Raw genomic sequence first — 12,917 nt, 5'->3', positions numbered from 1 at the left:
AAAGTAAACTGGTGTCAAAGTGTATAGTTTAGAACGTTTTCAATCTGATGCGCGCGTTTTGACGGTTGTCAAAAAGGCGTCAACCCTTGCGCTGCATCAGGCAGAAGAAGAAACCGTCCGTGCCGGTCGAGGCCGGCGTCAGTGTCACCGTCTTCATGTCCGCGGACCATGGCTGCGGCTTGTCGGTACCGAACAGTCCGGCCCAGATGTCGGCGGCCGACAGGATCTCGAATTCCGGATTATCCTCACAGAAGCCGTAGACCTGCGCCTCGTTTTCCTCGGGAAGCACCGAGCAGGTGACGTAGATCAGGTGTCCGCCCGGCCGCACGAACTGGGCAGCACTTGCCAGCGCTTCTTCCTGCTGGGAAATGCGCTCTTCGAGGTTCTTCTGGTTGAGCCGCCATTTGGTGTCGGGGCGGCGACGCCAGGTTCCGGTACCCGTGCAGGGAGCATCGACGAGAACCCGGTCGAAGCGGCCGGCAAGCGGCGCCAGGCTCTCGGTGGATTCATGCACCTGGACATTGCGGGTTCCCGCGCGCTTCAGCCGCTCGATGATCGGCGCCAGGCGCTTGCGGTCGGTGTCGTAGGCGTGAACCTGGCCCTTGTTGTTCATGGCCGCCGACATGGCGAGCGTCTTGCCGCCGCCGCCGGCGCAATAGTCGAGCACCTGCTCGCCTTCCTGCGGGAAGGCGAGGTCGGCCACGATCTGCGATCCCTCGTCCTGGACTTCGAACCAGCCCTTCTGGAAGGAGAGTTCGGCGGTGACGTTGGGCAGGCGCGAGGCGCCTTCGCCGGCTGGAATGCGGATGCCGTTGCGCGCGATCGTCGCGGCTTCAGCGCCGCTGCGCTCCAGCGCCTTCAGCACCTTGGCGCGCGTTGCCTTGAGCGTATTGGCGCGCAGGTCGAGCGTCGGGCGGCCGGCAAGCGCCTTGGCTTCATCGAGCCAATCCTCCGAGAAGTTTTCCTCGAAGGATGCCTGCACCCATTCGGGAATGTCGCCCTGGATATGGGGAGCGGCGTCTTCGAGGCGACGGGTGGCGAAGGCCTGTGCCATCTCGGCGGACGGCATCTCCGGCGCGAACTTGTCGCCATCGAGTTCCGCTGCGAGCTTCTCGGGCGAAAAGCCCCACTGACGGTACATGACCGCGTGGCCGAGAGCGGCGGCGCTATCGCTGTCCATCATGTGGGCGTGGGAGAGCTTCATGCGAAGCGCGTCGTAGACGATGTTGCCGATCGCCGATCGATCGCCGGAGCCGGCGAACCGATGGGAAAGGCCCCAGTCCTTGAGTGCGTCGGCGACCGGGCGCTTCCGCTTTTCGATATCCTCAAGAACCTCAATGGCTCCAGCGAGCCTGCCGCCCAATCGCATCTTCGATCTACTCCTTTTTCGCCGTGGTAACGGCGATGGCATCGAAGAGCAAGACGCTGGCCGGGATTAATATCAGTGCTGGTTGTTATGAGCGCGGGGAACAGTATTTCTGAAAGCAGAACCGCCCGGATCGGATGCCGGACGGAAGTATTCCATGATCAGGAATTGACGACGCGATAACAAATGCTGGCGTGGCCGGAGCTGATCATGCCGATCTGCGAGGCGGCGGCCTTGGAAAGATCGATCACACGGCCACGGATGAACGGCCCACGATCGTTGATGCGAACGATTACACTCTTGCCGTTGCGCTTATTGGTGACCTGCACCTTGGTGCCGAATTTCAGACTGCGATGGGCGGCGGTGAGGCGGGCGGCGTTCATGCGTTCGCCGGAAGCCGTCTTGGAGGTCAGCGCATACCAGGAAGCGCCACCACAGCCAGCGCCTGCTGCCTGACTGTCGGAAACGGAAACGAGGCCGATCCCGGCGGTGAACAGCGCTGCCGCAGCAACAGTCTTGATTTTCGCTGGCGTCAAACTGGCGACCCTCAGTTAGAGCCTTTGGGCGGAGGCTCTTGGTTAATTCTTTCGAACAACGTTAATTGGGGCGAAAAATGGCGAAAACGTGCTTCAACCATTTACGTTCTATTAGGATTTATTGAAAAAGGTCGAAAATTAAAAATCGAAGATTGTTTGAAATAGTTTAAACGACACCTGGAAGGTCTTTGGAATCAGCGGTTGAACATCAGCGGCGGCACGCACGTGCGCCGAGATATCGACCTCGCGATAAAAAACATTAAAAATTTCGATTTGAACGATATGTCCGGAATCCGGATGGTTCAAAACGCGTTACTATCGCTCAGGTTGCACACAATTCGCAAAGTATAGAATGAATATCTCACGGCGGTCACAATTGAGCCCCCCGTGAGATTGTCATTACTAACGTTCATGCAATCGACAATGTTCCATTGCGAAAGGGATATGTTGACCCTTTCGCGCGGCAATTGTTCACTGGCCGCGCCAGCTGTCCGTCTGCCACAATTGCGCAAGCGAAACGCGATAGTCCGGATAGGCGAATTCGAAGCCGGTTTCCCGCATGCGCGCATTCGAAACGCGCTTGTTCTCGCCATAGAAGGAGCGCGCCATTGGCGAAAGCTCGGCGGTTTCGAACGGCATCTCCGGCGGTGGCTCGACACCCATCAGCCGGGCGGCCTCGGCAACGATGTCCTGCGGCGGTGCCGGTTCGTTGTCGGTGATGTTGAAGATCCCACCCTGAAGTCCCTCGGAAAGGTAGGATGTGGCAGCGCCGATATCCTCCACGCGAATGCGGTTGAACACCTGCCCGGGCTTGATCAGCCGGCGGGCCGTGCCGTTCGCAAGATTGCAGAAGGCATTGCGCCCGGGCCCGTAGATGCCGGAGAGCCTGAGCACGGCGACGGGAACATCGTGCTTCGCGCCGAAGGCGAGCCAGGCATCTTCCGCCTCGACCCGCTCGACAGAGCGCGCAGAGACCGGCTTTGAGAGCATGTCTTCCGTCACCCACGCGCCGCCATGGTCGCCGTAGACGCCGACCGTAGAGAGATAGCCGACCCACTGAAGGGCAGGAGCCAGCTTAGCAAGGTCGGCGCTGCCGGAGCGGAACATCGGGTCGCCGTCGCGGCCGGGTGCGATCGACTGGATCAGATGGGTCGTCTGGCGCAGGGCGGCTGCCAGTTCGTCTGAGACTGTGTCGCCGTCAAAGACGATCGGGCGGATGCCTGCCTTTTCGAGCTTCGCGGCCTTTTCCACGCTGCGGGTCGTGCCAGCGACGCTGTCGGCCTTGCCGGCCAGTGCGCGCGCGATCGCCATGCCGGAATAGCCGGCACCAAGAACTAGGACATGCATCGGCTCACTCCCGCCATTTGCCATTCGGACAACACTTCCTCGTCGCTCTCCGCGCCGCACTGCCTCTCATGGGCCGCAAGCGCGTCATGCGAAATCAACCGTGACAAAGCCCATACCGCCATCGCCCGCACCACCGGCGAGGCATCGCCGGTCAGCGTCTTGCAGGCTTCCACCAGGTTCTCATCGCCGGAATTGCCCGCCGCGATCAAGACATTTCTGACGAAGCGGTCACGACCGATGCGCTTGACCGGCGAGCCGGAGAAGAAGGTTCTGAAGGTCGGATCGTCGAGGGTCAGCAGAAAGGCGAGAGACGGCGCCTTCAGATCGTCGCGCGCCTTCAGCTTCATCTCGGATGCCGTTCGCGCGAACTTGTTCCACGGGCAGGTGGCAAGACAGTCGTCGCAGCCATAGATGCGATTGCCGATGAGTGGACGCAGTGCCGGGTCGATCGGTCCCTTGTGCTCGATCGTCAGGTAGGAAATGCAGCGGCGCGCGTCGATCTTGTATGGGGCCGGAAAGGCAGCGGTGGGACAGGCATCGACGCAGGCACGGCAGGAGCCGCAATGGTCGCGCTCGGCTGCGTCGAAGGCAAGGTCCGCCGTGGTGAACAGACTGCCGAGAAACAGCCAGGAGCCGAATTCGCGGCTGACGAGATTGGTGTGCTTGCCCTGCCAGCCGAGCCCGGCCTTCTCGGCGAGCGGCTTTTCCATCACCGGTGCCGTGTCGACGAACACCTTCACATCCTCACCGGCACGCGCGGCAAAGCGGGTCGCGACCTCTTTCAGCCGGCCCTTGATGATGTCGTGATAATCGCGGTTCTGGGCATAGACGGAGATGGCGCCGCGATCCGGCTGGTCGAGGATGCCGCGCGGGTCTTCCTCGGGGCCGTAGTTCATGCCGAACATCACCACCGAGCGCACGTCGCCCCAGAGGGCTCGCGGGTCGGCGCGGCGCTCCGCCGTTTCGGCGAGCCACTCCATCGTGCCATGGAAACCCTCTTCGAGGAAATCCGCAAGGCGCGCCGGCGCCTCCGGTATGGCATCGGGCCGGGTGATGCGACAGACGTCGAAACCCTTGTCGGCCGCCTCGGCCTTCAGGAAGTCCGTCAGCTTCTGCCGCCGTCGCTCCTGGTTATCAGCCTTGGCAGCACTGCCGGGCACGACATTACCCTCAGAAATCGAGATCCGCATAGTGCGGAACCGGAGTGATGCCGCGCACGCGCTCGGCGAGCAGCGGGCGGAAGGAGGGGCGAGACTTCAGCCGCACGTACCATTCCTTGGCGGTCGGCGCGTCCGACCAGTCGATCTCGCCGAGATAGTCGAGCACCGAAACCGTCGCTGCCGCCGCAAGATCGGCATAGGAAATCCGGTCGCCGGCAAGCCAGGGGCGCGAGCCCGCAAGCCACGACAGATACTTCATGTGCTGGCGGATGTTGGCGCGAGAGGTGCGCAGCACCTTGCTGTCAGGCGCGCCGCCGCCCTGGTCCGGCGTCATCTGCAGCTTGTAGATCCGTTCGCGCACCAGCGGCCGCGTCACGTCGGCTTCCATCTTGTGCAGGAACCATTCGGCAAGCCTACGGATCTCGGCGCGCTGGAACGGATCCTCCGCCAGAAGCCGCCGATCCCGTTTCATGATGCCGTTCGTCTCGTCGAGATATTCCGAGATGATCGTGGCGCCACAGAGCGCCCTCATACTGTCGTCAACATAGACCGGTAACGTGCCGGCCGGATTCAGCGTCAGAAAGTCCCGCCGGTTTTCCCACGGTTGTTCCTCGGTCAATTCCGTCTGGTAGCCATATTCCGAAAGGATCAGGCGCACGAACCGCGAAGCGGATGACATGGGGTGATGGTACAGTGTCGGCATCGATGATCTGGCTTCTTATGGTCTTTTTTCAGGGGACGTCCGCGTGGCGGCGCATGCGTCTGGCCACGGCTCATCAGAAAAAGCTATAGGAACTTGTGGTGGCAAACACAAGCGAATCAGCCTTTTCCTCCCACTCCAAAACTTGTCAGGAAATTCTTATATATGGCGGATCAATCGATCATCAGCGCGCTCGTCCTCGGCCTCATCGAGGGGCTGACGGAGTTCATTCCGGTGTCTTCGACGGCGCATGTGCTCCTTGCCGGGCATTTCCTCGGCTTCCGGTCGCCGGGCAACACCTTCGCCGTTCTGATACAGCTCGGCGCCATCCTGGCGATCCTGCTCGTCTATTTCCAGAGGCTTCTGTCGATCGCGCTGGCGTTGCCGACGAGCGTCAAGGCCCGTCGTTTCGTCGTGTCGGTGCTGCTTGCCTTCCTGCCGGCTGCCGTCATCGGCGCAATTGCCCATGACTTCATCAAGACCGTGCTGTTCGAAACGCCGGTGCTGATCTGCCTCGTGCTCATCGTCGGCGGTTTCATCCTGCTGGCGATCGATCGCCTGCCGCTGACGCCGCGCTACACCGATGTCATGGACTACCCGCCATCGCTGGCGCTGAAGATCGGCCTGTTCCAGTGCCTGGCAATGATTCCCGGCACGTCGCGCTCGGGCGCGACCATTGCCGGTGCGCTGCTGATGGGCACGGACAAGCGGTCGGCGGCGGAGTTTTCGTTCTTCCTGGCCATGCCGACGATGCTCGGCGCCTTTACACTCGATCTCTACAAGAACCGTGATGCGCTGTCGTTCGACGATTTCACCGTCATCGCGGTCGGCTTCATCGCGGCGTTCGTCGCCGGTATCTTCGTCGTGCGCTCGCTGCTCGACTTTGTCTCGCGCCGCGGCTTCACGCCGTTTGCGATCTGGCGCATCGTCGTCGGCACGGCCGGCCTCGTCGGCCTCTGGATGCTCGGCTGAGAAATACCAAAAACAAAACCGCGTGCGTTTCAGATGAAACGCACGCGGTCCCTGGCCCCCGCCAATAACTTAATGCTTATCGCCCCGTGGGCGCCGGCTTACTTGCCGGAAAGGTCGATCGACGCCGTCGTGCACGGGTCGACGCCATAGGCCGGCGTGCATCCCTTGCGGCTGCTCGCGACCGTATTCGGCGCGACGAATGAGCCGGCCAGAATGATCAGTGCCGCACACGCAAAAAAGATTGCGATCGACTTGCCCATGGACGCTATGCCTTTCGAGAGTGATGTTGTCGCCGCCGAGACTTAACTTTGCGATCGGGGCGCGGGGCGGTTTTTATGCGTTGGATATGTCTTGATCAATATCAGGACATGTTGAATCTGCGGTAAATGCCATTCGCTTTTGTGACTGCGGCAGAACTGCAACGCTGTTGCCTGGATGACACAACGAAAAACGCCGCCGGCAGGGCCGACGGCGTTGGAAAAGGCCTTCCGAGGCTGGTTGCTCAGGCGGCGCGACCGCTGCGCGTGTACTGGCCCTGCGGGCGATAGCGCACGAGATAGGTCGACAGGATCGATTCCAGCATCGTCGGGGCGATGCCGACGCCGCGAAGCGTGCGACCTTCGGATTCGGCCTTGGCCGAGACGATATTGTCGGATTTCAGCAACACCACCTGGTCGGGCGTGATCGGTGGCGTGACGAAGGGGATCATCGACGCGACACTGCCCATCATCGACGCAATGCCGAAGGGGATCGAGACCAGCGGGCGCTTGCGGTCGATCGTCTGCAGCATGATCTCGAGACATTCGCGGAAGGTGAGCACGTCCGGTCCGCCAAGCTCGTAGGTGGCGCCGGGCGTCAGCTTTCCGTCGACCGAGCGGGCAACGGTTTCGGCGACGTCGGTAACATAGACGGGCTGGAACTTGGTGTTGCCGCCGCCGATCAGCGGCAGGGCCGGTGCGAACCGAGCCATCTGGGCAAACTTGTTGAAGAAGCCGTCTTCCGGTCCGAAGACGATCGACGGGCGCAGGATGATCGCGTCCGGCAGCGTTTCGCGGATTGCGGCCTCGGCACGGCCCTTGGTGCGGGCGTAGCTCGATTCCGATTTGGCGTCGGCGCCGATCGCCGAAATGTGCGTGAGCTTCGCGCCGACATTGCGGGCAGCTTCCGCAACGGCGCGGGCGCCGAAATCCTGCACGGCGTCGAAGGTGTTGCGGCCGCTCTCGAACAGGACGCCGACACAGTTGATGACATGGTCGGAGCCTTCGACGGCGCGGTCGACCGACTTGCGATAGCGCAGGTTGGCCTGGACGAAGGAGATCTGGCCGACATTGCCGAGCGGCTGCAGGTGGCCGGCAAGATCGGGACGGCGAACGGCGACGCGGATGCGATAGCCGCGCTTGGCAAGCGCGCGCACGACATGACGGCCGACGAACCCGGATCCGCCGAAAATCGTCACCAGCGGCGGAAGGTTGGACAAGGTCATGGGAAACGCACTCCTGATCTCATTTGGAAGAATTGTCTGCTACATAGCCCAACAGCCGCGAGAGGTGAAGGCCAATCCTCGCGGCGGGCGGCGTTGCCGCAGATTGTGGCGCTTGAGCTTCAGATACCTTCGACGACCACCATCTCGGCGTCAGCCACCTCTTGGCGGATCGCAGCGGCAATCTGGTACTCGGGCGAATTGTAACAGTCGACGGCGGCCTGCAGCGACGGAAACTCGATGACCACGTTGCGGGCGCGAACCCCGCCTTCCAGGCGCTCGAACTGACCGCCGCGCGCCAGGAAGTTGGCGCCGTATTTCTCGAAGGCAGGCTTTGCCGCCGCCACATAGTCCTTATAGCGCTCCGGGTCCCGCACATCGACCCGTGCGATCCAGTATCCTTTTGCCATGCTGAACTCCTCGTCTTCAGGCATCAAAAGCAGACGGGAGTGTTACTTCCGGCAAATCCCGAGCGAGGTCAAGCGCAACGGTTGCAGAAGTGGGCGATACACGAGACGGATCGCCGACCTGTTGCAAGAGGGTGCCATGGTCAGCGCGAAAGCGCGCCGGTCATCTCGTCGAGAATGCCCCGCGCGGCGACAAGCGGGTCGGCGGCTGCGACGATTGGGCGCGCGACGACCAGGTGGCTCGATCCGGCCTTCAGGGCATCTGCTGGCGTCATGACGCGCTTCTGGTCGCCCTTGTCGCTGCCTGCCGGGCGGATGCCGGGGGTCACCAGTGCCATGTCGGGGTCGATGATCTTGCGCACGGCTGAGGATTCCTCGGCCGAGCACACGATGCCGCCCATGCCGGCGGCACGCGCCTGTTCGGCGCGGCGCAGCACCAGCGTGTGCGGGTCATATTCATAGCCGGCGTCGATCACGTCCTGCTCGTCCATCGAGGTGAGCACTGTAACGCCAAGCAGGCAGAGGTCCGATCCCCTGGCCGCTTCGACGGCTGCCTTCATCGCTTTGGGATAGGCGTGCAATGTCAGCATCGACATGCCCATCTTGACGATGTTCTCGACGCCCTTGGCCACCGTGTTGTCGATGTCGAGCAGTTTCATGTCGAGGAAGACCTTCTTGCCGCTTGCCGCCAAATCGCGGGCGAACTCGAGGCCGCCGGCAAACACCAGCTGGTAGCCGATCTTGTAGAAGACCACGTCGTCACCAAGCGTGGTGACGATCTTTTCGGCCTTAGCGATTGTCGGAAGGTCCAGGCCGACGATCAGTCGGTCGCGTGCGGTCTCGGTCATGTCGCGGTCACCCCTGCCAGAATTCCATCGGGGTCCAGTCGCATGTGAGGGCGCGATCCGCAAGGCGGAACGCGAAGAGATTGCCGCCACCGCCGCCCTTCTGGTCGGCGCTCCGGCTGATGGCAGACCCACCCAGCTTGCACTTCAAGAGGGTGCCGACACCGCCATGGCCGACGAAGGCAATGGGGATTTTGGGGTCGTGTTCGTCAAGGATGCGAAAGACGGCAGCCGAAATACGGGCCTGCGCGTCGATGGCGCGCTCCCAGCCGGTGAAGCTTTCGTCCGGGTTGGCAAAGAACCAGTCCGCCGCCTTCTCGAATTCGGGAGGCGGCAGGAAGCCGGTGGCCGAGCGATCGTTTTCGCCCATCGTGTTGTCGATTTCCACAGTGACGCCGGCAGCGCCGGCTAAAAGTTTCGCCGTCTCGATCGCCTTGGTCTCGTCGCTCGAGACGATCCGCCCGAGCGACCGAACCCAGGGCTGCTGTGCCGTTACCTCCGCTCGCGCGCGTCCGATCTCCGACAGTCCCCATTTCGGCACGGGAACTGCCGGATCGATCTGCACCTGCGGGTGCGTGATGTAAAGGCCGAACAAGGTCGTGCTCCGTCAGTGCGCCTTGCGATAGACCCAGAGCTGCGCCGGCGGAATGTTGCGCACGACGAAGTCGAGATGCTGGATGCTGTAGCGATCGGGCATGGCGACGACCGGCGACAGCGGACCGTAGGAAATCTGCACGACAGGTCGGCCGATCGGGATACGAGACAAGAGATCCTCGATCAGCTCGACGCGACGGTACATCGGGAAATTGAGCAGCGGCACGGCGGAGATGACGCTGTCGAAGGTTCGGTCCTTCATTGCGCCAAGCGTCTGCTTCAGGTCGAACGCATCGCCGTTGATGAAGTTGACGTCGGCGAAATTCGCCTTGAGCTGCTGGTAGAAGTCGGTGGAGTATTCGACCGACACCAGATCTTCCGGTGCGATGCCGCGCTCCAGGATCGCCTTGGTGATGACGCCGGTTCCGGGGCCGAGTTCAAGAACCGGCAGCCCGGAATGGGGATTGATGACGCTCGCCATGCGGCGCGCCGTGACGGAAGACGTCGGCAGGATGGCCCCGACCGCCTTCGCATTGCTCATCCACCCCTTGAAGAAACGGATCTCCTCGTCGAATTTCCGGCCTAGCCGTTCCTTCACCTTCACGCGCAAATTCATTGAACCCCTCAAAACCGTCGTCCTCTCATACGGATCGTCCGGTCTCGCTGATTCGAGCGGGTCGCGGACATTGCGAATATAATGTGATCCCATCTGCGGCAAAAACAAGTCTGTCTACGCCTGAAAGCGTCGTCTTATCAACAACGCACGAATATCCGCGCCAACAAAAAACCCGCCACGCTGGGCGTGACGGGTCGCATTCCTCATCGCGGCACGGGCGCCTAAACCCGCATCGGCATCAGCACGTAGAGTGCATCCTCGGCCGCCAGGTCGCGCACCAGCGTCGGCGAACCCGGGTCGGCGAGCATGAAGATGGCATCCGTTCCCGTCAGCTGCGAGGTGATGTCGAGCAGGTACTTGGCGTTGAAGCCGATTTCGAGCGGGTCGTGGTCGTAGCCGACCGGAAGCTCTTCGGTCGCACTGCCCGAATCCGGGTTGTTGACCGTCAGCGTCATCTGGCCGTCGGTCAGCGCCAGCTTGACGGCGCGTCCGCGCTCGGAGGAAATCGTCGAAACGCGGTCGACGGCCTGGGCGAAGGACTGGCAATCGACGCGCAGTTCCTTGTCGTTGTTGGCCGGGATGACGCGCTGGTAGTCCGGGAAAGTGCCGTCGATCAGCTTCGAGGTCATCACGATCGAGCCGATCGTCAGGCGGATCTTTGCGTCCGAGACTTCGACCGTCACGATGATATCGGGATTGTCGAGCAGCTTCTGTAGTTCGCTGACGGTCTTGCGCGGAATGATGATGCCCGGCATGCCCTCGGAGCCGGACGGCGCCTCGACGTCGGCGCGCGCAAGGCGGTGACCGTCGGTCGCCACGGCACGCAGCTTCAGGTCGCCCTTGCTCTCGACCGTGTGCACGAAGATGCCGTTGAGGTAGTAGCGGGTTTCTTCGGTCGAGATCGCGAACTGCGTCCGGTCGATCAGCATCTTCAGGTCTGTCGCCTTGAGGCGGAAGGTGTGGGAGAAGCTGCCGGCCGTCAGGTCGGGGAAGTCGGATTGCGGCAGGCACTGCAGCGAGAATTTCGACCGGCCGGAGGCGACCGTCATCGCGGTGCCTTCGGCGTTGGTTGCCAGCAGCACTTCCGAGCCGTCAGGCAGCTTGCGCACGATGTCGTAAAGCAGGTGTGCCGGAACGGTCGTGGCGCCGGCCTGTTCGACCTGGGCCGGTGTGGCCTCGGTGATCTCGAGGTCGAGGTCGGTCGCCTTCATTTCGAGACTGGCACCGTCGGAGCGCAACAGAACGTTCGAGAGGATCGGGATCGTGTTTCGCCGTTCCACCACGCGGTGAACGTGGTTCAGCGACTTCAGAAGATTGGACCGCTCGAGAGTAATGCGCATGGGATGCTACCGCTTTCAACCGTTGCTCGGCGGGCGAGGCTCCCGCCGCAGCGTCAACTGCGAGTGTCCCGGCCGACCGACCGGAAGGATGTGGACCGGCAAAATGGCAGAAACATTGCCTGAAAAGCAAGGGGTTTGACGGGCGCTGTCCCCAGATGACGCGCGCGCCGGCTGCTTGCCGCCCTTGCCCTGCCATGTCGGCTCACTCATAAAGGCTAAAACCGGTCAGCCGGCACAGTCATCAGGAAGCTGCAGTTGGAAAAACACAAGACGTCGGACGCCACGGACGGGCAGAAGCAGCGCAGCTACCGCCTGCACAATGCCAGCATTCCCGCGCGTCCGCTCGATGTCGCGCTCTATCTCGTGGCGACACCGATCGGCAATCTCGGCGACATAACCCTGCGTGCACTGGAGACGCTTGCCGGCGCCGACGTTCTCGCCTGCGAGGACACGCGCGTCACCCGCGTGCTGCTCGACCGCTACGGCATCGTCAACCGACCCTACGCCTACCACGAGCACAATGCCGACGAGGTCGGCCCGCGGCTGTTGGCCGCGCTTTCAGAGGGCCGGTCGGTGGCGCTGGTCTCCGATGCCGGCACGCCGCTCGTTTCCGATCCCGGCTACCGCCTGGGGCAGTTGGCAATCGAAGCCGGCCACCGCGTGGTACCCATCCCTGGCGCCTCCGCGCCGCTTGCAGCCCTTGTCGGCTCCGGCCTTCCGAACGACGCCTTTCTCTTTGCCGGGTTCCTGCCGACCAAGGACAAGGCCAAGCGCGATCGGCTGCAGGAGCTGGCGAGGGTGCCGGCGACGCTCATGTTCTTCGAATCGCCGCACCGGATCGCCGCCACCGTGGCCGCAGCCGCCGCCGTGCTCGGCGAAAACAGAAGGGCGACGGTCTGCCGCGAACTGACGAAGACCTTTGAAGAGTTCCGCCGCGGCACGCTCGGGGAGCTGAAGGCGTTCTATGAGGACGCCGGCGCGGTCAAGGGTGAGATCGTTTTCGTCATCGGCCCGCCGGATGCGCCGCCGGAACCCGAAGCCGCCGACGTCGATGCCCTGCTTGTCCGGTTGATCGCCGACATGTCGACCGGCAAGGCGGCGACCGAGGCAGCAAAGCAGACGGGTCTTCCGCGCAAGGAGCTTTACGACCGCTTGCTTGAACTCAAGGACCGCGATGGCGACTGACGGCCCCGATCGACGCAAGCTTCGGGCTCAGAGGCGCGGTCGGTTCGCCGAATATCGTGCGGCCCTTTGCCTGATGTTGAAGGGCTACCGGATCGTTGCTATGCGTCATCGTACCAGACTGGGCGAAATCGACATCATCGCCCGCAAAGGTGACCTCATCGCCTGCGTCGAAGTCAAGGCCCGCCGCTCTGCAGATGCGGGCGTCTTCGCGGTGACAGCGGCGGCACAACATCGCATTCGCGCCGCCAGCGATCTCTGGCTCGCACGACAGCCCGATTTCGCCAGGCTTTCCGTGCGTTACGACATCATCACGGTGACACCCTGGCGCTGGCCGCGGCATCTGGCGGATGCCTTCTGAAGCGGCCCGAG

At 62.5% G+C, this 12,917-nt stretch carries 15 protein-coding genes; 3 read left to right on the top strand and 12 right to left on the bottom strand.

Features of this window, described 5'->3' with window-relative positions; genetic code table 11:
- Positions 1 to 79 precede the first annotated feature (79 nt).
- The 5 genes from BLJAPNOD_RS01575 to BLJAPNOD_RS01555 all read right to left on the bottom strand — a co-directional run bounded on the left by BLJAPNOD_RS01575 (position 80) and on the right by BLJAPNOD_RS01555 (position 5,112).
- Entirely contained in the window at positions 80 to 1,369 is a 1,290-nt protein-coding gene (locus BLJAPNOD_RS01575; RefSeq protein WP_115418680.1) for an RsmB/NOP family class I SAM-dependent RNA methyltransferase, read from the bottom strand.
- Between the two features lie 158 nt (positions 1,370 to 1,527).
- The gene (locus tag BLJAPNOD_RS01570; RefSeq protein ID WP_077503071.1) at positions 1,528 to 1,902 is read right to left on the bottom strand and encodes a septal ring lytic transglycosylase RlpA family protein; all 375 of its coding nucleotides are present in this window, start codon (positions 1,900 to 1,902) and stop codon (positions 1,528 to 1,530) included.
- A 471-nt stretch (positions 1,903 to 2,373) separates the two neighbouring features.
- A complete protein-coding gene (locus BLJAPNOD_RS01565; RefSeq protein WP_115418679.1) occupies positions 2,374 to 3,249 on the bottom strand; it encodes an SDR family oxidoreductase in 876 nt (291 codons plus the stop codon).
- A complete protein-coding gene (gene queG, locus BLJAPNOD_RS01560; RefSeq protein WP_115418678.1) occupies positions 3,237 to 4,409 on the bottom strand; it encodes a tRNA epoxyqueuosine(34) reductase QueG in 1,173 nt (390 codons plus the stop codon). Before queG ends, BLJAPNOD_RS01565 begins: the two co-directional genes overlap by 13 nt.
- 10 nt (positions 4,410 to 4,419) lie before the next feature.
- Positions 4,420 to 5,112 carry a glutathione S-transferase family protein gene (locus BLJAPNOD_RS01555; RefSeq protein ID WP_077503068.1) on the bottom strand — a complete coding sequence of 231 codons (693 nt, stop codon included), beginning with the start codon at positions 5,110 to 5,112 and terminating at the stop codon, positions 4,420 to 4,422.
- Positions 5,113 to 5,274: 162 nt separating this feature from the next.
- On the opposite strand from BLJAPNOD_RS01555, the gene BLJAPNOD_RS01550 reads away from it, so the two are divergent.
- Complete coding sequence (locus BLJAPNOD_RS01550) at positions 5,275 to 6,081, top strand: undecaprenyl-diphosphate phosphatase (protein WP_115418677.1); 807 nt, start codon at positions 5,275 to 5,277, stop codon at positions 6,079 to 6,081.
- 98 nt (positions 6,082 to 6,179) lie between these two features.
- On the opposite strand, the gene BLJAPNOD_RS01545 is transcribed toward BLJAPNOD_RS01550, so the two are convergent.
- The 7 genes from BLJAPNOD_RS01545 to dnaN form a co-directional block, all read right to left on the bottom strand.
- Positions 6,180 to 6,341 (bottom strand): hypothetical protein, encoded by a 162-nt coding sequence (locus BLJAPNOD_RS01545; RefSeq protein WP_115418676.1) that lies wholly within the window; start codon positions 6,339 to 6,341, stop codon positions 6,180 to 6,182.
- Between the two features lie 242 nt (positions 6,342 to 6,583).
- Positions 6,584 to 7,564, bottom strand: a complete 981-nt coding sequence (locus tag BLJAPNOD_RS01540; protein ID WP_115418675.1) for a complex I NDUFA9 subunit family protein — start codon at positions 7,562 to 7,564, stop codon at positions 6,584 to 6,586.
- 119 nt (positions 7,565 to 7,683) lie between these two features.
- Positions 7,684 to 7,971, bottom strand: a complete 288-nt coding sequence (locus BLJAPNOD_RS01535) for a DUF1330 domain-containing protein (protein WP_115421088.1) — start codon at positions 7,969 to 7,971, stop codon at positions 7,684 to 7,686.
- 140 nt (positions 7,972 to 8,111) lie between these two features.
- Positions 8,112 to 8,816, bottom strand: a complete 705-nt coding sequence (gene pyrF / locus BLJAPNOD_RS01530) for an orotidine-5'-phosphate decarboxylase (RefSeq protein ID WP_115418674.1) — start codon at positions 8,814 to 8,816, stop codon at positions 8,112 to 8,114.
- Positions 8,817 to 8,823: 7 nt separating this feature from the next.
- Positions 8,824 to 9,408, bottom strand: coding sequence for a histidine phosphatase family protein (locus BLJAPNOD_RS01525; RefSeq protein WP_115418673.1), 585 nt, complete (start codon positions 9,406 to 9,408; stop codon positions 8,824 to 8,826).
- A 12-nt stretch (positions 9,409 to 9,420) separates the two neighbouring features.
- Positions 9,421 to 10,023 carry a phospholipid N-methyltransferase PmtA gene (gene pmtA / locus BLJAPNOD_RS01520; RefSeq protein ID WP_077503063.1) on the bottom strand — a complete coding sequence of 201 codons (603 nt, stop codon included), beginning with the start codon at positions 10,021 to 10,023 and terminating at the stop codon, positions 9,421 to 9,423.
- Positions 10,024 to 10,244: 221 nt separating this feature from the next.
- Positions 10,245 to 11,363: a DNA polymerase III subunit beta gene (gene dnaN / locus BLJAPNOD_RS01515; RefSeq protein WP_077503062.1), complete on the bottom strand. Its 1,119-nt coding sequence runs from the start codon at positions 11,361 to 11,363 to the stop codon at positions 10,245 to 10,247.
- Between the two features lie 255 nt (positions 11,364 to 11,618).
- On the opposite strand from dnaN, the gene rsmI reads away from it, so the two are divergent.
- The gene (rsmI, locus tag BLJAPNOD_RS01510) at positions 11,619 to 12,548 is read left to right on the top strand and encodes a 16S rRNA (cytidine(1402)-2'-O)-methyltransferase (RefSeq protein WP_115418672.1); all 930 of its coding nucleotides are present in this window, start codon (positions 11,619 to 11,621) and stop codon (positions 12,546 to 12,548) included.
- Positions 12,538 to 12,906 (top strand): YraN family protein, encoded by a 369-nt coding sequence (locus tag BLJAPNOD_RS01505; protein WP_115418671.1) that lies wholly within the window; start codon positions 12,538 to 12,540, stop codon positions 12,904 to 12,906. Before rsmI ends, BLJAPNOD_RS01505 begins: the two co-directional genes overlap by 11 nt.
- Positions 12,907 to 12,917 lie beyond the last annotated feature (11 nt).

The organism is Ensifer sp. M14, from assembly GCF_003355565.1.
Taxonomy (GTDB): Bacteria; Pseudomonadota; Alphaproteobacteria; order Rhizobiales; family Rhizobiaceae; genus Ensifer.
The sequence above is the reverse complement of the archived record's forward strand: the minus strand, read 5'-3'. Positions and strand labels throughout refer to the sequence as shown.